General features: G+C 35.0%; 23 protein-coding genes and 1 riboswitch. Of the genes, 10 read left to right on the plus strand and 13 right to left on the minus strand.

Features of this window, described 5'->3' with window-relative positions; all coding sequences use genetic code 11:
- Positions 1–6: 6 nt before the first annotated feature.
- From KI430_RS15645 to KI430_RS15655, 3 genes are all read left to right on the plus strand, one after another.
- Positions 7–705 (plus strand): hypothetical protein, encoded by a 699-nt coding sequence (locus KI430_RS15645; protein WP_248875850.1) that lies wholly within the window; start codon positions 7–9, stop codon positions 703–705.
- A gap of 241 nt (positions 706–946) precedes the next feature.
- Positions 947–1,750: a helix-turn-helix domain-containing protein gene (locus KI430_RS15650; RefSeq protein ID WP_248875851.1), complete on the plus strand. Its 804-nt coding sequence runs from the start codon at positions 947–949 to the stop codon at positions 1,748–1,750.
- A gap of 64 nt (positions 1,751–1,814) precedes the next feature.
- Complete coding sequence (locus tag KI430_RS15655; protein ID WP_248875852.1) at positions 1,815–3,461, plus strand: serine hydrolase domain-containing protein; 1,647 nt, start codon at positions 1,815–1,817, stop codon at positions 3,459–3,461.
- Positions 3,462–3,465: 4 nt separating this feature from the next.
- Here the strand turns inward: KI430_RS15655 and rimM are convergent, their stop codons facing one another.
- From rimM to mutY, 11 genes are all read right to left on the minus strand, one after another.
- Positions 3,466–4,008 (minus strand): ribosome maturation factor RimM, encoded by a 543-nt coding sequence (gene rimM, locus KI430_RS15660; protein ID WP_248875853.1) that lies wholly within the window; start codon positions 4,006–4,008, stop codon positions 3,466–3,468.
- Positions 4,009–4,086: 78 nt separating this feature from the next.
- Complete coding sequence (locus KI430_RS15665; RefSeq protein ID WP_120213955.1) at positions 4,087–4,659, minus strand: 30S ribosomal protein S16; 573 nt, start codon at positions 4,657–4,659, stop codon at positions 4,087–4,089.
- Between the two features lie 427 nt (positions 4,660–5,086).
- Positions 5,087–6,379: a cryptochrome/photolyase family protein gene (locus tag KI430_RS15670; protein ID WP_248875854.1), complete on the minus strand. Its 1,293-nt coding sequence runs from the start codon at positions 6,377–6,379 to the stop codon at positions 5,087–5,089.
- 6 nt (positions 6,380–6,385) lie between these two features.
- Entirely contained in the window at positions 6,386–6,979 is a 594-nt protein-coding gene (locus tag KI430_RS15675) for a hypothetical protein (RefSeq protein ID WP_248875855.1), read from the minus strand.
- Positions 6,980–7,492, minus strand: coding sequence for a nitroreductase (locus KI430_RS15680; protein ID WP_248875856.1), 513 nt, complete (start codon positions 7,490–7,492; stop codon positions 6,980–6,982).
- Between the two features lie 111 nt (positions 7,493–7,603).
- Positions 7,604–8,053 (minus strand): hypothetical protein, encoded by a 450-nt coding sequence (locus KI430_RS15685; RefSeq protein ID WP_074236861.1) that lies wholly within the window; start codon positions 8,051–8,053, stop codon positions 7,604–7,606.
- A gap of 91 nt (positions 8,054–8,144) precedes the next feature.
- Positions 8,145–8,819: a tRNA (guanosine(37)-N1)-methyltransferase TrmD gene (gene trmD / locus KI430_RS15690; RefSeq protein WP_248875857.1), complete on the minus strand. Its 675-nt coding sequence runs from the start codon at positions 8,817–8,819 to the stop codon at positions 8,145–8,147.
- 66 nt (positions 8,820–8,885) lie between these two features.
- Positions 8,886–10,145, minus strand: a complete 1,260-nt coding sequence (locus KI430_RS15695; RefSeq protein WP_248875858.1) for an NAD(P)/FAD-dependent oxidoreductase — start codon at positions 10,143–10,145, stop codon at positions 8,886–8,888.
- Positions 10,146–10,303: 158 nt separating this feature from the next.
- Entirely contained in the window at positions 10,304–11,359 is a 1,056-nt protein-coding gene (locus KI430_RS15700; RefSeq protein WP_248875859.1) for a hypothetical protein, read from the minus strand.
- 10 nt (positions 11,360–11,369) lie between these two features.
- The gene (locus KI430_RS15705; protein WP_248875860.1) at positions 11,370–13,181 is read right to left on the minus strand and encodes a TonB-dependent receptor plug domain-containing protein; all 1,812 of its coding nucleotides are present in this window, start codon (positions 13,179–13,181) and stop codon (positions 11,370–11,372) included.
- Positions 13,182–13,204: 23 nt separating this feature from the next.
- Positions 13,205–13,391, minus strand: a riboswitch (cobalamin riboswitch).
- 29 nt (positions 13,392–13,420) lie between these two features.
- Positions 13,421–14,479, minus strand: a complete 1,059-nt coding sequence (gene mutY / locus KI430_RS15710) for an A/G-specific adenine glycosylase (protein ID WP_248875861.1) — start codon at positions 14,477–14,479, stop codon at positions 13,421–13,423.
- Positions 14,480–14,526: 47 nt separating this feature from the next.
- On the opposite strand from mutY, the gene KI430_RS15715 reads away from it, so the two are divergent.
- From KI430_RS15715 to KI430_RS15740, 6 genes are all read left to right on the plus strand, one after another.
- Positions 14,527–14,817: an HU family DNA-binding protein gene (locus KI430_RS15715; protein WP_027383593.1), complete on the plus strand. Its 291-nt coding sequence runs from the start codon at positions 14,527–14,529 to the stop codon at positions 14,815–14,817.
- 239 nt (positions 14,818–15,056) lie between these two features.
- Positions 15,057–16,613: a ribonuclease E/G gene (locus KI430_RS15720; protein ID WP_248875862.1), complete on the plus strand. Its 1,557-nt coding sequence runs from the start codon at positions 15,057–15,059 to the stop codon at positions 16,611–16,613.
- Between the two features lie 181 nt (positions 16,614–16,794).
- On the plus strand, positions 16,795–18,339 hold the full coding sequence (locus tag KI430_RS15725; protein WP_248875863.1) for a PglZ domain-containing protein: 1,545 nt from the start codon (positions 16,795–16,797) through the stop codon (positions 18,337–18,339).
- A gap of 295 nt (positions 18,340–18,634) precedes the next feature.
- Positions 18,635–19,138 carry a hypothetical protein gene (locus tag KI430_RS15730; RefSeq protein WP_248875864.1) on the plus strand — a complete coding sequence of 168 codons (504 nt, stop codon included), beginning with the start codon at positions 18,635–18,637 and terminating at the stop codon, positions 19,136–19,138.
- A gap of 7 nt (positions 19,139–19,145) precedes the next feature.
- Positions 19,146–19,910 carry an exodeoxyribonuclease III gene (locus KI430_RS15735; RefSeq protein WP_248875865.1) on the plus strand — a complete coding sequence of 255 codons (765 nt, stop codon included), beginning with the start codon at positions 19,146–19,148 and terminating at the stop codon, positions 19,908–19,910.
- Positions 19,911–19,998: 88 nt separating this feature from the next.
- Positions 19,999–20,631, plus strand: a complete 633-nt coding sequence (locus KI430_RS15740; protein WP_248878354.1) for a trimeric intracellular cation channel family protein — start codon at positions 19,999–20,001, stop codon at positions 20,629–20,631.
- Between the two features lie 166 nt (positions 20,632–20,797).
- Here KI430_RS15740 and KI430_RS15745 read toward each other — a convergent pair whose 3' ends face one another.
- Positions 20,798–21,364 (minus strand): DUF2892 domain-containing protein, encoded by a 567-nt coding sequence (locus KI430_RS15745; protein WP_248875866.1) that lies wholly within the window; start codon positions 21,362–21,364, stop codon positions 20,798–20,800.
- A 161-nt stretch (positions 21,365–21,525) separates the two neighbouring features.
- On the opposite strand from KI430_RS15745, the gene KI430_RS15750 reads away from it, so the two are divergent.
- The gene (locus tag KI430_RS15750; protein ID WP_248875867.1) at positions 21,526–24,312 is read left to right on the plus strand and encodes a T9SS type A sorting domain-containing protein; all 2,787 of its coding nucleotides are present in this window, start codon (positions 21,526–21,528) and stop codon (positions 24,310–24,312) included.
- Between the two features lie 35 nt (positions 24,313–24,347).
- Here the strand turns inward: KI430_RS15750 and uvrC are convergent, their stop codons facing one another.
- On the minus strand, positions 24,348–26,141 hold the full coding sequence (uvrC, locus tag KI430_RS15755; RefSeq protein WP_248875868.1) for an excinuclease ABC subunit UvrC: 1,794 nt from the start codon (positions 26,139–26,141) through the stop codon (positions 24,348–24,350).
- Between the last annotated feature and the right edge of the window lie 85 nt (positions 26,142–26,226).

A 26,226-nucleotide genomic window follows, 5' to 3' on the forward strand; every position in this document is an offset into this window, starting at 1 on the left:
CTTATTTTGAAAAAAACAACATCACAATCTTCTAACTCCATACTCGAAACCATAGAGCCAGGCTTCCTTTTTGCCGATTTTCTGATGATGGGATTTATGGCATTCAAATATTATATGCTTTGGAGTAATCCGCAAATTGGCGATGCTACAAGTATTTTCCAAATGGCAGGATTGATGGGATTCGAGTTCGTTATGATTCACTCTGGTGTATTTATGGCTATAATGCCAAAATGGCTTTCGTTGCTAGCTTTTGCTCCCTTTTATGGATTATTTGCTTGGGCTTTCAACAAAATAATTGGTGGAGATAATTTGGTAACATACATTTATATGATTGCGGTATTCAACAGAATGCGTTTTGCTTTTTTCAATTTAAATGAAGATATGAAACAAAAGCAAATTGGGCGGTCTGTTTTTGCGGCAATGTTTTATTTTTTCCTTGTATTTGGAGTTGTGCTTGGCTCATCGCTCATCCCAGAATTAGGATTAAATGAAGCTAATCTTGAAAGAATCGGCTATGCTGAAGCCAAAACACACGGCGGACTTTTCCTGGATGAACCCAAAACAGCCATTTGCTTGGGAACCATTTATTATTTAGGTTTATGCTTATTTTCCTTACCAACCAAATGGTTTTGGAATGAACAGAAATGGGAGACGAGAACAAAAAAATGGACTAATTCGATAGAAAGTTACAAAAAAAATAAATGAATAAATAAACAATCGATTTATCAAAAAAACGTTATTTACTCATTCTTTTTAGAAGGCGCCAAAAAAAACATCCATCAAACCTTCTGGCAAAAACATTTTGATAAATTACTCTTAACAGTTCACTTCCAAACCCCAATCTCTAATGAATGGAATGGTGATTTCCTTGCTGGAAAGATTGTGATACAAGATTGTTTTTTAATAAAATGTATGAACAAATTGATAATCTAAAACAAAAACTATAATGAAAAACCTTCGTAATGGCGAATTTTTTGGACAGACCAATGAAAAGCTCAACTTTGATGGATTGACCATTACGGATACCGAATACACGCATCCTTACGTCGATTGGCATTATCACGAGAATCCTTATTTTACGTTTTTGCTTCAGGGAAATATGACGGAAGGAAACAAGAAAGAAATCTATGATTGTTCTGCTGGAACTTTGCTTTACCATCATTGGGAAGACGCACATTACAACATCAAACCGGACATTTTCACCAGAGGTTTTCATATCGAAATTACGGAAGAATGGTTTAGAAAGTTTCAGGTTTCAAAGGATAATGTGGAAGGCAGTTTCAATATCAAAAATCCAGTTTTCAAATTATTGATTTACCAGATTTTCAAAGAATCAAAATTGAATGATAATTCTTTTGAATTGAGTATTAATCAAACTTTATTGAATCTTTTTAGCCAATTGTCCAAGCAGAAAAGCTCTTCTGAAAAGAAACCGATTTGGGTTAATCAGATAGATGAAATTCTTCACGAAAGTTTTACGGAAAAATTAAATCTAACAGAACTTTCCCAAACTCTGAATATTCATCCGATGCATCTCAGTCGGGATTTTCAGAAATATTTCCATTGTAATTTGGGCGAATATATCAGAAAACTGAAAGTCGAAAAATCATTAATTCTTCTCAATCAAAATGACTCTCTTTCCGATGTTGCCTTAGAATGTGGATTTGCAGACCAAAGTCATTTTAATCGTTGTTTCAAAGAAAATATCGGAATTACGCCATTGAAATTTAAAAATATTCTGAAAAAGTAGTGATGTTAATTTTATTCTATTTTTTTCAACAGTCAAAGTCTAATTTTGTCAGATAAAATTTACAATGAAATCAATTTTTTTATTTCTCCTAATTTTTGTCTTCGGATTTTCTCAAAGTCAAACTAAAAATATCGTTGAGCCTGAAAAAATCGCGAACGATGTTCAGAAAAAGCATTTGAATCAAATTCTATTTTTAGATAAAGTAGTTTCAATTGACAATCTTCAGGAAACTGATTTTCTTAAAACAATGACTTTTCAGGAAGATAAAGATTTTGATGTTCGTGTTTTTTTGGATAATTCTTTGGTCAATTATCTTCATCAGCTTGATAATTCTTTGACCATTGATGAATTAGTTAAAAAAGGAAATTACCAATTCAGTTTCTATGTTGACGGAAAATTGATTTATACCGAAAATCTAAATTCCGGAGCGGGAAAAATGGAAGATAAAAAAATTAAAACCAATTTCAGAATTCCGTTTCTGAATATGAAAAATGAAGATTCTTGGGGAAGATATCTTTGGATGAGATTTTTCTTTGTAAATGGCGGAATGGACGCTTTGGATGTTGGAAACCATACTTTGAAAATCGAAATCAAACCGTACTTAAAAAATCCAGATTTGAAAATTGGAAACGTAATTGCTTCTGGCGAAATCAACTTAATTGTTCCAAAAAAGAATATTTCCGAAGAACAGATCGCTGTTCAAAAAATCAAACCAAATAGCGGTTGGAAAGTTTCTGATGAGAAAATCAATCAAGAAAAAATCAGACTTCTCAATCAGAAAATTGCTGAAAACAGATTCAGAGAGATTACAGGAATTGTTGTGGTTAAAAATGAAAAACTATTGCTGGAAGAATATTTCAACGGTTATGAAAGAGACAGTTTAAATGACACGCGTTCGGTTGGGAAATCCTTTTCTTCAGCTTTAATGGGAATTGCAATCAAAGACGGTTATATCAAAAATGAAAATCAAACTCTGAAAGATTTTTATGATTTGAAACAATTCAAGAATTATTCTCCGAAAAAAGATAGTGTTACGCTTAAAAGCTTATTGACAATGAGTTCTGCTTTTGACGGAAACGATGAAGATTATGATTCTGTAGGTAATGAGGAAAATATGTATCCAACGGATAATTGGGTGAAATTTACTTTGGATTTGCCAATGACTGAAAATAAGATTGGAAAAACTTGGCATTATTTCACCGCAGGAGTTGTTGTTACCGGAGATATTCTGGACAAATCTGTTCCTAAAGGTTTAAAGGATTATGCAGACAAAAAACTATTCCAACCACTTGGCATTACGAATTACAAATGGCAGTTCACACCTCAAAACAAACCTTCTTTAGCAGGCGGATTACGAATGCGAGCTTTAGATTTTGCTAAGTTCGGGCAGCTTTATAAAAATAACGGAACTTGGAACGGGAAAAGAATTTTGGAAAAGAATTGGATTCAGAAAAGCTTTACCAACTATTTCGCTGATAACAAAAAATCAGAAGGTTACGGTTATCTGTTTTGGCGAAAACTTTATAAAGTTGGCGACAAAAGTTTTGAATCTTATCAATCCAGCGGAAATGGCGGAAACAAAATTATCATTTTTAAGGAACTTCCAATTGTAATGGTCATCACTGCAAAAGCTTATAACAGACCTTATGCACATTCTCAAGCGGATAAAATTGTTCAGGAATATCTATTGCCAGCCGTTTTGAACGAGTGATTTTTTATTCATCCTTTTTCGAAGGAATTAAGAAAACGTCCATCAATCCTTCCGGTAAAAACATTTGGATGAATTTCTCTTCACGATTCACTTCCAGAATCCAGTCTCTGATAATCGGGATGATGATTTCTTTTCCTGCAAGGTCAAGAATGAAGTAATTCTGAGCAGTCTGGTCATTGATAGAAACGATATTTCCACAGGTTTTTCCATCAGCTTCACGGATTTCGAAACCAATCACTTCGTGGTAATAGAATTTTTTTCCAGTCAAAGGCGGTAGAGTAGAAAGAGGTAAGTAAACTCCTTTCCCAAGCGATTGATTAACTAAAGCTTCGGAAGAATTTTTGAAAGATATAATTTTGGTGTCCGCTTTGGACCAGGATTGTTTTTCCACAAAAAAAGGAACCAATAGACCATTGACTTCCACAAAAATCGATTCCAGCTTGTTGTACATCTCAGGTTGGTCTGTGTCTAGTTTTAAGATAACATTCCCTTTTAATCCGTGTGTTCTGGTAATCGTTCCTAAAAAATAGCAATCTTCTTTTCTCATTATTTCCGATGATGAATTTTATTAAACAACAAAGACACGAAAACTTCGTGTCTTTGTTTTGTATCTTTTTGTAAAGAATTAAGCCTGAGTTTCTTCAGTTCCTTCTGCCTCAGCAGTTGGTTCTTCAGTAGCAGCTTCTTCTGTTGCAACTTCCTCAGCAGGCGCGTTAGCAGCCTCCTCAGCAGCTTTTGCATCAGCTTCAGCTTTCGCAGCAGCATCAATTCTTGCTTGGTTTACTTTTGCCTCAGCTTCCAGAGCTGCTTTTTTAGCGTCAGCTTTAGCAGTTGATAAACCTTCAACTTTTCCTTGTACTTTAGCATCTTTAGCCTCAACCCAAGCAGCGAATCTCTTCTCAGCTTCAGCCTCGTCAAAAGCACCTTTAGCAACACCACCTTGAAGGTGTTTTTTGTACAAAGCACCTTTGTAAGAAAGGATAGCTCTTGCAGTATCAGTTGGTTGAGCTCCGTTGTTTAACCACTTTACAGCAGAATCAACGTTCAAGTCGATAGTTGCAGGGTTTGTAATTGGGTTGTAAGTACCTAATTTTTCGATGAATCTACCATCTCTTCTAGCTCTTGCATCCGCAACTACGATGTGGAAGAAAGGTTTTCCTTTCGATCCGTGTCTTTGTAATCTGATTTTTACTGACATAAATTTTAAATTTGTGGGAACACGTCCCGGTTAAATGTTTGAGTTTGCAAAGATATAAAAAAAGTTCGATGTTCAATAGTCTGAATTGAAAAATATAAAAACCTTAAACATAGAACTTTAAACTTTTAATATTCAGAAGCCGGGAACCTGCTTTCCATTGCAATTCCTCGCTCGGTCGGCTTCGCTGCGGGATTTCCACTACAAAACGAAGTTTCGACGATTCCATTAAATAATTAAAAAAAAGAGTCAATCAGGGCTATGGATTTTGTTTTTCAATCTAAGATTTATCAAACCATAGAAATTAATAAAACTCAAAATCGAAATTCCAAAAATTAAAGTGCTTTTATATGAACTAAATTAAAAATCAAATAATTCACTTAAGTGCTTATAAAAAAACTATTGTGTCTTTTGTGGTTGAGAAAAACAATCAGCTCAAAGCTTTCTTATAAGTCTTTAAAGCCCGTTCTCTTGCAAATTTATGTTCCACAATTCTGTCATCCAAAACATTTTTATCAAAATCAGGATTCCATTTTCGGATGTATTTCAAATCTTTATCGAATTTCTTTGTCTGTTCATCCGGATTGAAAACCCGGAAGTATGGCGCGGCATCGCAACCACAACCTGCTGCCCATTGCCAGTTGCCATTGTTGGCAGACAAGTCATAATCTAATAATTTTTTCGCAAAATAAGCTTCGCCCCAGCGCCAGTCAATAAGGAGATGTTTGGTAAGAAAGCTAGCAACTACCATCCGGATTCTATTGTGCATTCTTCCGGTTTGATTCAGTTGGCGCATTCCGGCATCCACAATAGCATAACCAGTTTCTCCGTTGCACCACTTATCAAATTCTTTTTCGTTGTTGCGCCATTGGATATCTTCATATTTTTCCTTGAAACAATGCTTCACCACTTTCGGAAAATGAAAAAGGATTTGCATAAAGAATTCTCTCCAAATCAATTCATTCAGCCAGGTTTCGTTATGACTCAAAGCAAATTTCACACACTTCCGAATCGAAATCGTTCCAAATCTCAACGCAATTCCCAAATGTGTCGTGGCGTCCAAAGCTGGAAAATCTCTGTTTTCATCATAAACCTCAATGATTTTGGATTCCAGTTTTGGCTCTTCAAATTCCAAATCTGTTTTCTCAAATCCGATCTCGTTTAAGCTTAAGATTTTCTTCTTTGGTAGTTTTTGAAATTGGTCTTTCTTTAGGTTGTTTGTGCTGTAATCCTTTTCCGAAAGTAGTTTCTTCCACTTTTTAGAATAAGGCGTGTAAACGGTGTAAGGGTCGCCATTATCTTTTACAACTTCATCCTTTTCAAAAATAACCTGGTCTTTGAAATCGAAAAACTCAATATTTTTTGATTGGAGAAAATTCTTTACTTCATCATCTCTTTTGATTGCCGAAGGTTCATAATCTCTATTGCAATAAACCGTTTGGATATCATATTCCTTCTGTAATTGTTTGAAAATCTCCGAAGGTTTTCCATAAAAAGTGAGAAGAGAACTTCCAGTCTCGTGCAATTCGTTATTGATTTTTTCCAGTGACTGATGGATATAATCTACACGACGATTGTATTTATCTTCCAGAAGGTTAAGGATATCTTTGTCAAAAATAAAAATGGGAATTACTTTTTCATCAGCTTTCAACGCTTCGGACAAGCCTTTGTTGTCATCCAAGCGAAGGTCTCTCCGAAACCAGAATATTGAGATTTTTTGCATTGAATTTTAATTGATAGAACTTTTAAAAACTAAGAACACAAGTAATGCCGAAAATACTGTAGCAAGAAAAGTTGAAATAAAAACGGCTAAATTACTTCTGCTTTTTCCGGTAATCATTTTTATAATAAAATAACAAACGATATAAGTTGGAACTAATAAGTAGAAAATGAAACCTTTGATAATGAATAATATTAATAATAAAAACAAAAATCCTGCAATTGATGCAACAGCTAGACCAATGATACTTTTATAGATAGTATCTTTATCAACTTCAGAATCTTTTTTATTATGTTCGAACACAATGTATTTTTCCAAAATGAAGTAAGAAAGTTCATCCTTTTCTAAAAGTTCAGAAGATATTTTTTCGTCAATTTCTTCCATGCTTTTATTCTGCAAAACCATTTTGTTGATTTCAAAAGAAATTCTTCCTTTTTCTTTGATGATGAGCTTTTTATGATTGGCTTTCGCTTTAATTATATCAATATTCCCACGCTCAATCAGAACTTCTTCTAATTCTTTCCCGATTTTTCCCGAATTGTCAATCCATTGAATGTAGGCATCAACTAATTCTTCTTCGCTGAAATTTTTGTAAATATTCATCTAATCCAAACTTCCCAGATAAAATAATCCCAAACATTGTTGATTCTCTTCAATTTTCAAAGAATCTTTCAAGTTGTTTACGATTTTCGGGGAACTCCAATAACAGCCAATTCTGTGAGCAGTGCACGTGAGATACATATTCTGTACAGCCATAGACGTTGCTGCAATCTCTTCCCAGTCCGGAACCAATCCGCCGAATTCAACCACAATCGAAATCACAGCATTAGCTTTCGAAATTTTGAAACCAATATCATCGTATTTTTTTTGTAAAAACTGAAATTCTGGTGTCACTTCTTTGTAAATATTTTGAAGTTCCTGTCCAAGATTTTGTTTTTCTTCTGCTTTGAAAACTTTAAAGCGCCAAGGCTTTGTACGTTTGTGATTCGGAGCGAGAACGGCATTGCTGAGAATTTCGTCTATGATATGTTGTGGGATTTCTTTGTCCGAATAATCTTTTGGGAAGATGCTTCTGCGCTCTTCTATAATACGTTTAAGAATTGTTGCGTTTTCCATAAGTCAAAGATACGGGAAGAAAGGCGAAAGGTAAAAGTTTTAAGAAAAAAGAATAAAGTAAAAAGACTCGAGTTGGGAAAACTTCCATCATCCAACTTCAAGCTTCCATCTCTAAAATATTTCCACAATTTCCTGACCGATTCTATTGAGGATAAAAGAATCACCAGGTTTCATTCCCATCATTGTTTGAGCCATTGGACTTTCCGGAGAGATAGCATAAAAGCGGTCGCCCTGAAAGAAAAATTCTCCCAAAGAAACAGAAATATAAAAACGGGCTTTATTTGTAATGACAAGCGAACCAAGTTTTACAACATCCGATTCCGAATTCAGAACTTTTCGCATCTGGTTCTGCATACTTTTCAGTGAAACCATCTGCTTATCCAAATGATAAATCTCTTCCTGAATCTCTTCTCTTATCGAATCGTATTTTGATGTTTTTTTGATGTCTCGGCTGGCTTCCAAAGAAAAATTGAGGTAAAACTCCAAAGTTTTAACTTTTCCCGAGAGAGAGTCGTTCACAAAATTCCGTAATTCACTTTTATCATAAACTGTCTTCTGCATAAATCCAATTTTAAATAAAGATAATGATTTTAAAAACAAATAAAAACCTCTCTAGAAATTAGAAAGGTTATAATTTTGATTGTATCATTAATTATTCCAAAAGGTCTGGTCTTCGCTCTTTTGTTATTCTTACTGCTTCGTCGTGCTGCCATTCTTCGATAGCGCCGAAGTTACCGCTCAATAGAATTTTAGGAACGGATAAGCCTTTGTAAGTTTCCGGTCTTGTATAGATTGGGTAAGATAAAAGGTCATCTTGGAAACTATCTGTCAATGCACTTTGTTCATCGTTCAAAACGCCTGGTAACAATCTGATTACAGAATCTGCCAAGACACACGCCGCTAATTCTCCGCCGGTTAAAACATAATCACCGATAGAAATTTCTTTGGTAATATGTAAATCACGAACTCTTTGGTCAATGCCTTTGTAATGGCCGCAAAGAAAAATCAGATTTTTTTTGATGGATAAAGTGTTAGCGATTCTTTGATTCAGAGTTTCTCCGTCAGGTGTCAGATAGATGATTTCGTCGTAATCTCTTTGTGATTTCAATTCAGAAATACATTTGTCCAAAGGTTCTACCATCATAATCATTCCTGCGCCGCCTCCATAAGGTTCGTCATCAATCTGACGATGTTTGCCAATGCTCCAGTCCCGGATATTGTGAAAATGAACTTCTGCCAGCCCTTTTTCCATCGCTCTTTTGAGGATTGATGTTTTGAATGGACTTTCCATAAGTTCCGGAAGTACGCTGATGATATCGATTCGCATATTTATAAATGATAAATGATAGACGATGAATTGCAATCAATTATCACTCATCAGCTATCGATTATATTACTGTTCTGTCGGGTTTTTCTTAGATGGCGCAATAATCAGCCTTAGTGAAGAGTCTTTGTTGATATAACTCCACATCCAGTTGAAGAAAATTGCCAGTTTGTTTCTGACGCTCAGAATCAGCATCAAATGTAAGAACATCCATAGATACCACGCAAGAAATCCCTGAAATTTAAATTTCGGAAGGTCGACAACCGCTCTGTGTTTTCCTATGGTTGCCATAGAACCGCGGTCGATATACTCGTATTCCTGCCAGTCTTTTTCTGAATTTTTTTTGAAATTCTTAGCCAGATTTTTCCCTTGATTAATGGCGACATTCGCAACCTGGGGATGACCTTGCGGATATTTTGGAGTTTCCATATAAGCGATATCGCCGATAGCAAAAATATTATCAAAACCTTTAACCTGATTGTAACGATTGACTATGTATCGATTTCGGACTAAGTTTTCTTTATTAAAATCATCAATGATATTTCCAGTAACTCCAGCAGCCCAAATCACATTGTTTGTAGGAATGGAATTTCCGCTTTGCATATTAATGACTTCTCCATCATAATCTGTAACACGTTCGTTTTTTAGGAATTTGACACCTAGTTGTTTCAGATAATCTTCTGCAGCATCTTGAGATTCCTGACTCATTGCTTCCAATGGTTTGTCACCGGCGCTTATTAGAATAATATTAAGGTCAGAGAAATTCATTCTAGGATAATCTCTTGGAAGAATGTGGGTCTTCATTTCAGAAAATGCACCTGCTAATTCTACTCCGGTTGGTCCGCTTCCTACAATCACGAGATTCCAGTTTCCATCGTCGCTGGATTTTCTTTCGATAATCATCTTTTCGAAAGTCATCAAAATATGATTTCGGATAGTAATGGCTTCCTGTGTGTTTTTCATTCCCAAAGCCAAATCCTGCATCTTCTGATTACCAAAGAAATTGGTTTTACAACCTGTCGCAATGACCAATTTATCATAAGTAAAGACACCATCTTCGCCAATGACTTTGTTCTCAGAAGGAATAATCTTCTTAACCTCCGTCATTCGGAACTGGATATTCTTTGACTTTTGGAAGATTTTTCTAAAAGGGAAAGAAATATTGGAAGGTTCAATTCGTCCGGTCGCAACCTGATAAAATAATGGCTGGAACATATGATGGTTCATCTTATCGATGACCATTACTTTATATTTCCCTTGATTATTAAGGTTTTTGGCCAATTGCAATCCTGCGAATCCGCCACCAATGATAACAATCTTTTCCCTCATTGTGATTTTTTTATAAAATTAAGGTTTTTATTTTGCTTTAGATTCATCAAAAATTATGCTTAAAGTTAATTAAAACAATGATTTCTGTCATTTAAAATAAAAAAGAACCCTGCCAAAAATAAATCTGACAGGATTTTAAAAACACAAATGATGAAAAATTAATTTTTGTAAAAGCCGTTTGTTCCGATTCCGGTTTTGAATGTTCTTATCTGAGCACCATTAGAGGCGTTATAAAGGTATGAAGTGCTTTCTCCTGTAAAACTAGCATTAGAGATAAAAATTCCACCATTGAATACGTCAAAGCCGTAAACCGAAGCTGGAGCGGTGAACAGCATCTGAGGTGCGGTAGCTGTAGCCAGGATGTTTTTTGAATACACTTTGTTGCTGCCATCGATGAAATAGAAGTTACCGCCGTCAGCTCTCAGTTTGGAAACATTGCCAATCCCGGTTAGGGTAGTTGCTGTGTAAGTTCCGTCTCCGGCGATTTTGTAGATGTAAGATTCTGTACCTGTTGAAGATAATGCGTAAGCTGTTCCTTCATAAGAAATCAAATCCTTGATTTCGCCTTCATCCGGAAGTGTCACAACTTTGCTGACAGCATTGGAAGATGGACTCACGATAGAAATGGTATGACCTGTGATTTCCATTTCATTAGTAGTGAAGTTGTACATCGATGCATCTGTCTGGACGAAGATATTGTTGCTGGCTTCTACAACCTTTTCAGCATAACGCTCAAACGGAATACTTTTGATAAATGTATTGTCTGCAGCATTGTAAATGTTCAGTTTGTAAGTACCAGCAAAATTGTTATTGGTCACATAATACTGACGTTCTGAAAAAGCTATATATCTTGGGCTTGAAAGATTCGAGGTTACGACAACGTTTTTCTGGAAATTGTAGCGGTTAACAATCGTAATCTGGTTAGAATTATTCATCACAAGATAAGCGTTAGTACCTCGCAATCCAATGCTCTGAAGTACGTCTCCGGTGTTCTCATTGTTGGCAGATTTGTAGATGTCGGATTTGGAGCTGCTTAGATCCAGTGAAAGGAAATCTACGCTTGAATTGTTTTTTTGATAAGCACCTTCATTGGCAATCAGAATCCCGCTGTAAGATACTTCGCCATTGCCTGTAAAGAAGTCATCATCTGAACAGGAAATGTTGAATAAAAGCAGTGATACAAAAGCCCAGCTCAGTAATTGTTTGAATTTCATAATGTTTGATTTATAGATTAAATTTTATATTAATAGCATAATTCCTTTTAGGCATAAAATAATTTTCGACAGACTGATAAGCTTTATTGGTAATATTATTGACCCGGAATCCGATTTGATAATGCTTTAAATAGTTGAGATTAACGCCGGCATTGACGACAAAGTAATCTTCCAAAAAGTTCTTTTCATCTGTATCAGTATAGGTTTTTCCATTATAAAATGCCTGTGCAAAAATCCCCAGCCAGGAATACTGATAATTGGCATTGAAGTTAATACGGTGAAACGGCACATACATCAATTGTTTATTAGTTTCCAGATTCACTGATTTGGTGTAAGAATAGGAAAGTCTGCCTTTAATCTGATGCTTTCCAAATTGTTTCTCGAATGATAAATCCGTTTCCAGTCCATATCCATCAACTTTATTGATATTTTCCGGTGACCAGTAAGATGTTGCCTGCATCCAAACGATATTGTCTATGATATGCATATAATAAGGCGTAATGCTTAATGTAAAATTTCTGTAGCTAAACCTGTGCGCCATCTCTGCCTGGGTGGATGTTTCTGGTTTCAGATTGGGGTTTCCGCCAGGTAGCCAATAGAGATCATTAAAAGTTGGAGCGCGAAAATTTCTAGAGAAATTGATCGTTGTTTGATACCAATGGTTTGCAATATACTTTGCAGATGCTGAGAACAAGAACGGGCTTTTATAGCCCTCAACAATTTCCTGTTTTGCACCCAATTCCCAATAGAATTTTTCAGATTGAGAATTTCTGTAAAGCAAAGAAAAACTTCCCAAATTTCTTTTTGGAGTTTTGATTCCCGAGCCAAATCCTTCCGCTTCGTTATACTGATATTCTGTAATGAGGTTGAAAGACGAGTTTTTCGAAACCAAGAAGTCAAGATCATTCTTGATAATATATTGTTTCCCGGTTCCACCGCTGGTTTTACTTTTATTAATATCTCCAAAATACTGGAAATTGTCCTCCAGATAAGCAAGCTTAAAATTGTTTTTAAATTTCCCGGAATGTAATTTCCAGCCAGCCAGACTGCGGAATGTCTGAACGAAATATTTGGTTTTAGTTTGATTTTCCGAAAAAATGGGATAGTGTTGATCGCTATCATAATGTTGGCTTTGCCAATAAAATTCGTTGTTTGGATTGATTTTGTAAGCTAAGCCAAGATTGAAACTCGTGTTTTCATATTCTCCGTTTCGGTTGATGAATTTCCTTTGAGGAATTTCATAATCATTCTCACTTCTGGAATGATTGATATTAAGACTAAAACTGAAATTATCATTACTGAATTTCGCCTGAGCTACGGAATTACTCGTTCCAAATGAGCCATATTCCGAAAACAAAGTCCCTTTGAAACCTCTGTTAAAATCAAGAATATTATTAAGATGAATAGAACCGCCAATTGCGCCGCTTCCATAAATCACACTTCCGCCACCGTATTTGATTCCGACATTTTCATAGCTCAAAGGATTCAGATTATTAATATCACCTTGTCCCAGAAAAATCGAATTGATATTGATGCCATTCCATACAAAAGCCGTTTGTTGTGCAGTCGTTCCTCGGAAGGAAGGCGAAGATGTCGAACCGCGACCATTTTCTTTGATATAAATATTGGACTGAAATCTCAGTAAGTCTGATAAAGAAGTCGAGTTTTCTAGAATTTTATCAGAATTAAGATTCGATATTTTTGCAGTTTTGGAAACTTTTCTGAACTGGTTATCAATAAATACGGTGTCTATCAACGATTCCTGGGCGGAAAGTTGATGTACAATATAAATGAAAAAAAGTGTAAAAATACGTTTTGTCATAACCTGCCTTTCCTCCGAAAGCTTTTGTCTAAATTTTGTCTGGCAGGTCTCCTGACTTTCGCTGATTTTGCGCCTTCTCATCCTTTTCAGAACAATGGCAAGATTGCAAAATACATTTTAGCGATTTACAGTTGCGGGGACAGTTGAAGAATTGCACTTCATTCCCTTTTTAATCCGAAAAATACCGGAACCAAATTTTTGCAAATATAATAAAGTTGAAGCGATGTTTTTAATGATTCTTAAAAATCAAGTCTCCCGATTTCTGGTTTGCCCAAATTTTTGTAATAATTCTCCAGCGGTTTCGGAAACGATTTGTCATCAGCTTGTTTTTCGTTTACGATGACAAAATCATTATCAGAAGCAAATTTTTCAAATTCTTTCTTAGAATCGATCTCAACGAGATTGATTTCGATTGAGAGATTTTTGTGAGTCAGTTTATGACTGATTATTTTTGAATTGATGATATAATCATTCCAATTTTCAGGAATAGAAATCGGGAAGTCATATAATTTTTTCCAAATGAAGTCATTGTCTCTTTGTTTAATAAGGAATTGATTCTTGTGTTTAACAAAGAAATATTTCAAACTCAAATCTGAGACTTTAACCTTTTTTGTTTTCACAGGAAATTCGGAAATTCTTCCCGTTTGAAAAGCAATGCAATCATCATGCACAGGACAGTCTCCACAAAGCGGATTTTTCGGTTTACAAATCTCCGAACCAATATCCATTATTGCCTGATTGAATTCACCAGATTTATCATCAGGCATAATTAACAAAGCTAAATCCGAAAAATACTGAAAAGCCTTTGAGCTGGAAATATCAAAATCATCAGCAAAAATCCTCGACAAAACCCGATAGAAATTTCCATCAACGGCAGGAACTTTTTCTTCAAAACAAATACTTGCAATCGCAGCGGCTGTATATTTTCCTACGCCTTTTAACTTTAGAATATCATTATAATGATTTGGGAATTCACCATCGAAATCTTCTATAACTTGATGAGCGGCTTTATGCAGATTAATTGCTCTGGAATAATAACCCAAACCTTTCCAATATAATAAAACTTCATCTTCCGAAGCTTGATGAAGTTCTTTTACGGTTGGGAATCTTTCTATAAATCTGAGGTAATGACCAAGGCCTTGTTTTACCTGCGTTTGTTGTAAAACAATTTCGCTGATCCATATATTATAAGGAAGCTGGTTTTCTCTCCAAGGAAGTTGTCTGGCATTAGTATCATACCACTTTGTGAGCTTTTTTCCAATGTGAAGAAAATCAGCATTTTGTTTGTTTGTTTTCAAAAATATATCTTATATTTGCACACCAAAAATATAAAGAATTTTAGAAAATGACAAAGGCAGAATTGGTAAATACCATCTCGAACAAGCTGGGAGTAGAAAAGAATGATACACAGAAAGTTATCGAAGCTTTTATGCAAGAAATCAGAACCTCTATGTATAATGGAGATAATGTATATTTAAGAGGATTCGGTTCTTTTATTATCAAAACCAGAGCAGCTAAAACAGGTAGAAATATTTCTAAGAACACGGCTATAGAAATCCCTGCTCACAACATTCCTGCTTTTAAACCTTCAAAAACTTTTGTGGAAAAAGTTAAGACTAAAGTTGCAGTAAAATAATTAGTTGAATATTAACAGTATAAAAAATATATAAATTATGCCAAGCGGAAAAAAGAGAAAAAGACACAAGGTTGCAACTCACAAGAGAAAGAAAAGAAGAAGAGCAAACAGACACAAAAAGAAAAAATAATCTGTATTTTTTCAGTCTTAAACATATTAAATATAGTTGGCACTTTGTCAGCTATATTTTTGTTTTATATTTACAACCTAATCCTTAATAAAAACCTTTTTATGAAGTTATGAAGAAAGAACTGATTATTTCCAATGAGGAAGATGCTTCAAAAATAGCTTTATTGGAAGATGGCCGTCTTTTTGAGCTCCACGAGCAAGAGACGAAGTCAGATTTTGTTGTAGGTGATCTTTTTCTGGGCAAAATCAAAAAGTTGGCGCCCAATCTTAATGCAGCTTTCGTAAACATCGGAACAGACAAGGATGCGTTCTTGCATTATCAGGACCTTGGTCCGCAGTTCCTGTCTTACCAAAGATTTCTGAAAAATACGATATCGAAAAAACAACAATCTCCCAGCCTTAAAAGTTTTGAAACTGCCAAGGATATTGATAAAATGGGAACTGTTGACAAAGTTTTGACGGCGGGCGACCTTGTCCTTCTTCAAATCACCAAAGAGCCAATTTCTACAAAAGGACCGCGTATCTCTACGCAAATCTCGCTTACAGGTCGTTTTTTGGTTTTGATTCCTTTCGATAACAAGATTTCAATTTCCAAAAAAGTAGCCGACCCCGAAGAAAAAAATCGTCTGAAGACTTTGATAGAAAGTATCCGTCCGGAAGGTTTCGGAGTCATTATCAGAACGGTTGCAGAAGGGAAAAAAGTAGCTGAGCTTCATAATGATATGAATCAGTTGGTGAAAAAATGGGAATCCACGTTTAAGAACATTCAGAAAAATAAAGTTCCGAGCAAGGTCTTGAGTGAAGAAGATAAAGCGTCTTCTATCCTTAGAGATAACTTTAACCAAGATTTCGTAAGTATCATTTGTGATGACGAAAAAATGGTAGAGGATATGAGATCTTATATCGAAGTTATCGCACCAGAACGTAAGAATATTGTTCAGTTTTATGACTCTCATATTCCTTTGATGGAGTACTACAATGTTGAGAAACAACTGAAACAAAGTTTCGGAAAGCACGTGAATATCCCAGCTTCCAAAGGTGCTTATCTTGTCATAGAACATACGGAAGCGCTTCACGTTGTAGATGTGAATTCTGGGAACAATATCTCGTCATCTTCTACCAACAAAACGCACGCTTTGACTGTCAACAAGATGGCAGCAACGGAAATTGCAAGACAGTTGCGACTTCGTGATATGGGTGGAATTATCGTGGTGGATTTCATCGACATGGTAGATCCTGAGCATAGAAAAGAGCTGTACGAGCATTTCCGAGACGAAATGAAACGTGATAAAGCCAGACACAAGATTTTGCCACCTTCCAAATTTGGTCTAATCCAAATGACAAGACAACGTGTCCGTGCCGAGAAACACATCGAGACTTCTGAAGAAAACCCCAACAAAGATGGAGAAATCATTGCTCCAATTGTAATTGTGGAAAAAATGGAGGATTCTATCAGAACCATTATGCAAAAAGAAAAAGGAAAATTATACTTACATGTGCATCCTTTTGTAGAAGCTTATCTTACAAAAGGTCTTGCCAGCATCCAAAATAAGTGGTTTTTGAAATACAAAAAATGGGTAACCGTAATTCCGAGAGATTCTTTCAAGATGTTAGAGTTCCATCTCTACAATGCGGAGAAAAAGGAATTGATGAGTTTCTCTAATTAAAAGAATATTAAAACAGACTTTTTTAAGTCTGTTTTTTTATGACTTAAAATCAATAGTGTTCATTAATTTAAAAATAAAATTTCCTTTAACTAATATTTAACGCACAAAAACTGTTATTTAAAATATAATTATGATACTTTGGTTATAATTTTGATACGAACTAATTAAATTAAATAAATATATGTCAGGAAAAATTTTATGGATAGATGATGAGGTTGATTTACTAAAACCACACATTGTTTTTCTCGAAAATAAAGGTTATAACGTTACTCCGGTGAATAATGTGAACGAAGCGCTGGAAATGATAGAGCGAGAAAAATACGAGTTAACTTTTCTTGACGAAAACATGCCTGGGATCTCCGGCTTGGAAGCAATTCCGATGATTAAGGAAAAAGATAATGCGCTCAAAATCGTAATGGTTACGAAAAGTGAAGAGGAGCACATTATGGAACAGGCGATTGGTTCTCAGATAGAGGATTATATCTTAAAACCTGTGAATCCAAATCAGGTTCTTTTATCACTCAAAAAAATCCTTCAAAGCGAATCTTTGGTTGAGCAAAAGACAATTGTTGACTATCAGCAGGAATTCCGTAATCTGAGTATGGAGTTATCTTATCTAAGGACTTATCAAGACTGGGCAGAATATTACAAAAAAATCTTGAGCTGGGAAGTGAAATTCGATAAAGTTTCGGATAATGAGTTTGCAGATTTGCTTCAAAACCAAAAAGAAGAAGCCAATATCCAGTTCTCAAAATTCATTGAAAACAATTACGAAGAATGGCTTCATAGTAACGAAAAACCAATGATGAGCCACACGCTTTTCAAAGACAAAGTGAAGCCGGAGTTGGAAAAAGAAAAAGTTCTTTTGTTGATGATTGATAACTTGAGATATGACCAATGGAAAGTGATTGAGCCATTATTCACCAAGTTCTATAACAAAACTTCCGAGGATTATTATTTCAGTATTTTACCAACAGCGACGCAATATGCAAGGAACTCATTTTTTGCAGGGTTAATGCCTTCAGAAATCGAGAAAAGATTCCCGGAATATTGGTTTAATGATAATGAAGAAGGTAACAAAAACGAGCACGAAAGAGATTTCTTGGAAGACCAAATGAAACGTTTGGGACTATCAAGTAAATCGATGAAATACTTGAAAATCCTGAACTCAGATTTTGAAAGGAAAATTTTAGACGATTTCAATCAACATAAAAACAACGATTTATTAGTTATCGTTTACAACTTTATCGATATCTTATCTCACGCAAAAACCGATAACAATATTGTAAATCAATTGATTAGAGACGATAAAACCTTCAGGTCTTTGACTTATAACTGGTTCGAGAATTCATCTTTGCTGAAAATTATCAAAACTGCAGCAGAAAATGGATTCAAATTGGTCATTACAACCGATCACGGCACAATTTATGTTAAAAAACCTAGTAAGGTAGTTGGCGATAGAGAAACGTCGACCAATATAAGATACAAGACAGGACGAAGTTTGACTTATGAAGATAAAGATGTTTGGGCGATTAACAATCCCGACAAACTCTTTCTGCCAAAAGGAAATCTGAGTTCCAAATATATTTTCGCCAAGAACAATATATTTTTAGCATACCCGAAGAACTATAATCACTTTGTGAATTATTACAAAGATACTTATCAGCACGGAGGGATTTCCCTAGAGGAAGTCATCATCCCGATAAGCATACTAGAACCCAAGTAGTTTTTTCATAGTTTATTTGATTTGGGTTTATTGGGCGGAAAGAGGCAACTTTTTCCGCCTTTTTTATTAATTTGGAGCAACAAGTTTTGGTCTTCGATAGAAGTTTCCAACCCGCTATCCACTATATCTTTTTTGTCATTGCGAACGATGTGAAGTAACCTATTGAACATTCCCAAACTCGCAATAACAAAAAAGGATGCCGTTCCTATCGGGGCTATGTTGAGGTTTTGTATTTCTTTTCACCATTTTTTAATGATGAAAAATAGGATGACATTAATAATCACAAAAAAATATTATGAAAGAAATTGATACATTATTACAAGAACACAATCTTGATAGATTTGAAATCGAAGAATTGCTAAGACAGAACAGAAAAATAGAAGCGATAAAAATTGTGCGCGACAGAACTCATTGGGACTTAAAAAATTCCAAAGACTTTGTAGAATCCATTGAAGGAAAACAAGCTCATTTTATAGAAAATGATTCCTTCAAAAACAGTAATGTTTCGGTTAAGATGCTCAGCAAAAATGGAAAAGTTGTAGTGAAACTAAAACTCAACAATCAGCCAGAGAAAATCGTTTTTCCAACTGACGCTGATTGGGAAGAAGTCAAAAAAGTAATGGGCAATAATCCGCAGCTTATCGCTTATGAAAAAGCCTATTTGCAAAATCCCAACGACTTTCAATATCAAAAAAATACACTTTTCATAGAGGAGGACAATTCAAGCAAATGGAAATTTGTACTTTTGGCATCTGTTATAACAATCGTTATTATTTACTTCATTTATTCAAAATCATAATAAAATAATGAGAATCATTTCCTACAACGTCAACGGAATCCGTGCTGCATTTACAAAAGACTTTTTAGGCTGGCTCAATGTTGCAAGTCCAGACGTGATTTGCATCCAAGAAAGCAAAGCTGGAAATGACCAAATTGATATAGAAAGTCTTGAAAAATTAGGCTATCACAGCTATTGGCATTCAGCAGTGAGGAAAGGCTACAGCGGGGTAGGAATCGCTTCCAAAGTAAAACCTAACCACGTAGAATATGGTTGCGGAATCGAAAGCTATGACAACGAGGGGAGAATAATGCGAGCAGATTTCAACGGATTTTCTGTAATTTCTGTTTACGTTCCATCCGCTTCCAATATAGAAAGATTAGAATTCAAAATGCAGTTCTGTTTTGACTTTTTGGCTTACATCAAAGAACTCAGAAAAACCATCCCAAACTTAATTATCAGTGGAGATTTCAATATTTGTCATCAAGCAATTGATATTCATAATCCAATAGGTTTGGCAAATACTTCTGGTTTCCTCCCAATGGAACGGGAATGGATGACCAACTTTATGAAAGAAAACAGTTTGACGGATAGTTTCAGATATTTTAATGATCAGCCAGATCAATACTCTTGGTGGAGTTACAGAGCCGGCTCAAGAGCCAGAAACAAAGGTTGGCGCTTGGATTATAACTTTGTCTCCGAACCATTAAAAGAAAAAATGACCAGAGCAGTAATTCTCCCAGAGGTCAAACACTCCGACCATTGTCCGGTTTTAGTAGAACTGAGTTTATAGATGATAAATGATAATCGATATTTCATCAGCGATTATTTCATCTAATATTTATAATTTATCATTCATCAAACATCATTTATATACAATCGTGCACGAGCAAATCAATCTTATTATAGAAATCTTGGGAACTATTTCCTTTGCGATGTCGGGAAGTTTTGCAGCGATGCAAAAACGCTTGGATCCATTTGGTGTTTTGATTATCGCATTTGTAACATCCGTTGGTGGTGGGACCGTGAGAGATTTGTTGTTGGATGTTCCTGTTTTTTGGATGACCGATATGTTAACTTGTGGATTGATTTTCACCACTTGTGTCTTCTCAATGATTTTCAAATCTATAGAAAAGAATTTCAAAGTCACATTGTTTATATTCGATAGTTTCGGGTTGGGATTGTTCACCATTATTGGTGTTCAGAAAGGTTTGAGCACAGGTTTTCATCCTTTGATTTGTTTAACATTAGGAACAATTACGGGATGTTTTGGTGGGATTATTCGCGATATTTTGTTGAATAGAATTCCTTTAATCTTCCGAAAAGAAATCTATGCGACTGCCTGTATCGTAGGTGGAGGAACTTTTCTTTTGTTATCAAAATTCACAACACTTTCTTATACATTAGTGCAGATTTTCACCATTCTTTTGATTGTTACCATTAGAACTTTGGCGGTAAAATACCATTGGAGAATCCCGAAATTTTATGGCTACGAAAGCAACGAAGAAATGTAACACCGCATCCGTAGCCCTGATTGGCTCTTTCTTTTTTAATTATTTTAAAGGAATCGTCGAAACTTCGTTTTGCAGCAGTTACCCCACAGCGATGACGCGGAAAGCAGATTCCCGGCTCCTAAAAATAAAAAAGGACTGAAACTACTTTCAATCCTTTAAATTTATTTTAGTGGAATTTTCCTCTCATTCGCATATTTGGGTTGTGCATATGTTTTTGCATCGTCGGCATTTTCATCTGCTCTTTCATCATTTTGATTTGGTCGGTCATCATTCCTGCAGAATCCAATTGTTTAGCTTCATCCAAAAGTTTTTGAGCTTCATTTTTTCTGCCTTTAGAAAGTGCAGCAGCCGCCAGATTTAGTTTTGCCATTGCTCTGTCGTGCTTCATATTCAATCCGTAATCTAAAGCTTTTTTCATCAATCCTTCAGTTTTTTGAGGATTATCCTGAGCCGTTGTCAACGCCTGAAGATAATGGAAATAACCATACTGACTCTTGTGAAGTTGAGATTGAAAATTGGTGATATTAGCCAAAAACTTGGAAGCTTTTTCCATATTTTGTTTTCTCAGTTGCCAAAATGCCAAAAGAATATTTTCGTTTTTGAAGAAAAGTGCGATTGGGATTGCAGAAAGCACAACCAAAACGATTCCCCAACCGATATTACGATTGAACATCAGATAAACGCCCAAGGCGATAATGATTGCAGCGACTACAAATTTTATGTATTTGTTCATTTTTAAAATTTAGGATGCAAAGATAAGAATTACTAAGAAGAATTCCGATAGTTATAATATGATGAATTTGTTGATTGATATTAATTATCAATCCCAATCCATTTATATTTTGGAATAATCTATATCTTTGATTCCCAAAATAACCATTACAATAATTATAGATGAGACACTATTTTATCCTTTTAATTTCTTTTTTTTCAATAACGATTTCTGCACAGAATGTCAATGCTGATGTTTTTGAAATCAATCATCAGGCAAGTCTGTATTCCAAAAATCTTTTTAAGTATAAAGATAAAATTCTGTTTGCAGGAGATGATTTTTATGGCTATAATTATCAACTTTGGGTTTACAATAATACAACAAAAAAGAGCCAATTATTAAGAACAATTTCATCCGGAGGTAATTCTGCTTTTTTTGGTAGCTCTCCACGTTTTTTGGAATTGAATGATAAGGTTTATTTTTTAGCTGATAATACTTCCAAGTCTGTTATGGAACTTTGGGTAACAGATGCAACAAGTAATGGTACACAAAAAGTATATGAGTTTCCTCAAAGATGGGTTGTTGAATTTAAAACATTTGAAAATAAACTTTTTATAAGTACGTTGAGTGGTCTCATAATTTCGGATGGAACGACATCTGGTTCCAAAGCGATATCTGAAATTGGTTCGGTGGAAGTCACGCCAGGAGCTGATCATTTTGGTGGGTATATGATTTTTGGAGCAAAAACTGGGAACTATTCTAATCAGTTATGGGCAACCAATGGTACAGAAACCATCAGGATATTAGATGAAGTCACCAACGAAATTCTCTATGTTTTTACAGAGTCATTTGCATACAATCTTGCGGGTAAGTTTATTTTTTATGGACGCAATGCTACTGGAACAAAGGGTGGCCTTTGGAAATTTGATTTTGTAACAAAAAAAGCAAAGCTGATAACCGAAAATTATTCGTTTGCAGGAGGCGTTTTGGTGAATGATAAATTAATTTATAAAGCAGCTAATTCTCAAAACTATGGCACTCTGTGGTCAACGGATGGAACAGCTGAAAATACCATTGCGTTGAATAACGAGAATTATTTCGTTGCAACGATGACCAATCAGAATTTCGTAATGAAAAATGGAAATTTTGCTTATTTTTTTCCAACAATTCAGAACCGAAATGTTCTTTGGAGAACAGATGGTACTATTGAAGGTACAAAGCCTACCAATGTTGTTATGAATGATTATGCCCCAGATCTACTTTATCAGCTACCACTCAATAAAAATCTGGTAATAAGAACTGCCGGCGACGAAAAACGTTGGCTGTTAGATGAAAATGAAATCTTAACACCTTTGTACCAAAACTTAAGCGATGGTGCGGAGATGCCAGGAAAAATTATCTTTCCTTATAATAATACCAAAAATGGAAATGAGTTATTTCAGTTTGATTTTGTTAACAAATCTGTTGAGCTTTTCCATGATGGTAATCATTCTACGGGAAGTAATCCTAAAAATTTTAAAATCAATGAAAAACTTTTATTCACTGCAAATGATTATGAACACGGTAATTCATTTTATACTTTGGATAGTAAAACCGATGTTCCAAAAAGAATTGAATCTATCAATGGTTTTTCTGATGGAACATTAATCAAAGTAGGTGATTTTTACTATCTCAAGCCAAACGCTACAACCAATTCTATTGCAAAAACTGATGGAAGCGAAGAAAGAACAGAAGTTGTTTACATACCGAATCCGGATAAGATAGATGAATACAGTTCTTTTGGTAATCTCAATAATCAATCATTAATTTTTACAACTCGTAATTATGACCAGTTAAAATTGTGGAAAACTGATATTGACAGTTATATGGCTACAACAATTAAAACGATTTCTATATCATCTAATCTTCCCAGCACAACAGAAACTATTAACTACAATGGATATTTGTATTTTGTAGTAACAACTCCGGATTATAAAACACAAATATGGAGAACAGACGGAACTGCTGAAAATACAAGCTTGGCTCCTTTTACAATTCCTACTTCCTTCACCAATGATATACCCGTATTTTTAACCATCTTTGAAAATAAATTACTTGTCAGTATAGATAATAGACTCTGGTCGTATGATAGCGTTACAAATGATGTGAAACAAATCACCATTCCAACTGATTTTCAATATGGTTTACCAATTAGTTCATCCAAAAAACCTGAAATTATTGATGGTAAGCTTTATTTGCTATCTCAAAGTGGTTATGGGACTGTGTATAAATTCGATAATTTGCAGGATCCTCCGGTAGCAATGGTAAGTGATAATATGATGGGATATTTTTCTGAGTTCCAGAAATGTGGTAACCAAATTTACTTTGCTACAGGAAATAATGAAAACAGGTATAATGCTTTTTGGAGTTTAGATCCTGTCAATAACACCAGCAGTCTCATCTTTATGAATGATTACTCTGGAACTAATAGAGTTAAGAATTTGGCATGTGCAAAAAATTATATGTATTTCTCTCGTGAAAACAGTAACAAACTCTTACGTACCAGTGGAACACAAGATAGTATCACACCCATAGATATTACAATAGATAATGCCGATCAGTTGGTATCTTCAGATTCCATAGATAATATTTTTCTATTTGATGGTAACTTGTATTTGGTTCTTAAAACTGTAGAATCTGGTCAGGAACTTTTTCATGTCAAAACAGATTTGCCAACTTATCTTGCAGTGGAAAATGGAGAACCCTCAAAAAATTCGAAAATTAAAATTTCTCCCAATCCAACTTCTGGTTTTATAAAAATATTTGCAAAAACAGCGATTAATAAAGTTGAAGTTTACGATTATTCTGGAGTTAAAATACTTGAATCACAATCGGATAATTTGGATTTCACTAAATTTAATTCGGGAGTTTATTTGGTTAAAATTTATACCAATGATTCTATAGAAACAAAAAAAATAATTAAAAAATAAAATAGAAAAATAGCACCTCAATTGAGGTGCTATTTTTAATTCTTGTTAAAAAACTCCCAGACAATTTTTGCCTTAGCTTTTCCAAGAATTTCTTCCAATGTGACGATGTCGGCTTCTTTCACTCTTTTTACAGATTTCAGTTTTGATAAAAGCAGTTCAATTGTTTTTCCGCCAACGCCTGGGATTTCTTCCAACTCAGATTTGATTGTAGAATTTTTTCGTCTAGTTCTGTGATGTTTTACACCAAAACGATGGGCTTCGTCTCTCACACGTTGAAGAATCTTAAGTGTTTCAGCCTTTTTATCAATATACAATGGAATCGAATCTTCTGGAAAATAAATTTCTTCCAATCTTTTAGCAATTCCGATGATTGTTATTTTTCCGTAAAGTCCAAGCAGTTTCAAACTTTTGACTGCGGATGATAATTGACCTTTTCCACCATCAATTAGAATCAGCTGAGGTAAGGGTTCACCTTCGTCAATTAATCTTCTGTAACGACGGTAAATTACTTCTTCCATTGTTGCAAAGTCGTTTGGACCTTCAACCGTTTTTGGATGGAAAATCCTGTAATCTGCTTTACTTGGTTTTCCGTCTTTGAAAACTACGCAAGCCGAAACAGGATTGGTTCCCTGGATATTTGAGTTGTCAAAACCTTCTATGTGGCGCGGTTCTACAGGCATATGCAGAATTTTCTGCATCTCGGACATTATCCTATTAGTATGCCTTTCCGGGTCAACAATCTGAACTTGTTTCAACTTCTCAACACGATATTCTTTGGCGTTTTTTTCAGAAAGCTCTACAATTCTTTTCTTATCGCCAACTTTCGGGACAATCAATTTTACATTAGGGATTTCGATTCCTAAATGGAATGGAATTAGAATCTCCTTCGAACCCGAATCAAATTTCTGACGAATCTCCACAATGGCTTCTTCCAAAATATCTTCATCCGTTTCTTCCAAAACTTTCTTGATTTCTGTAGTAAAACTCTGAACAATAGAACCATTTCTGATTTTGAAATAATTCACATAAGCCGCCGTTTCATCGCTCGTCATTCCAAAAACATCCACATCATCAATACTTGGATTCACAACTGTATGTTTGGCTTGGTAATCATCCAGAGATTCTATATTCTGCTTTATCATCTGCGCTTTCTCAAATTCCAGATTCGAAGCAAAACGATACATTCTTTCTTCCAGATATTTTTTTGCAAAACGGAAATCACCTTTGATAATTCCTCGGATAGCTTCTACTTTTTCGTCGTAATCTTCCTTAGATTCCAAGTCTTCGCAAGGACCATTGCAATTTTTGATATGATATTCCAAACAAACCCGGTATTTTCCTTCCGCAATTTTCTCTGGAGCAAGATTCAGGTTGCACGTTCGTATTTTATAAAGACTTTTAATCGTATCAAGCAGAATTCTCGCTGGTCTCACTTTGGCATAAGGACCATAATATTCGGAGCCGTCTTTAATTTTAGTTCTTGTCAGAAAAATTCTTGGAAAGTCCTCATTCTTGATGCAAATCCAAGGATAAGTTTTATCATCTTTCAACATCACATTGTAAAAAGGCTGATGCGTTTTTATGAGGTTGTTTTCCAAAAGAAGTGCGTCGTACTCGCTATTCACAACGGTTGTCTCCAATCTATGGATTTTAGAAACCATTATTCTGGTTCTATAACCGTTCTGATTTTTGTTGAAGTAAGAAAGAACTCTCTTGTTAAGATGTTTGGCTTTCCCAACATACAAAAGCTGGTCGTTCTTATCATAATAACGATAAACGCCTGGTTCCGAAGGAAGAGTTTTGAGCTGAAGTTCTAAATTAGGATTCACATTACAAATTTAGCGAAATCGAAGGTTTAAATCTAATAATGACAAAAAAATTGCCAAATACGATTTAGCTTTTCGATTGGATTTT

This window comes from Epilithonimonas zeae (assembly GCF_023278365.1).
GTDB classification, from domain to species: domain Bacteria; phylum Bacteroidota; class Bacteroidia; order Flavobacteriales; family Weeksellaceae; genus Epilithonimonas; species Epilithonimonas zeae_A.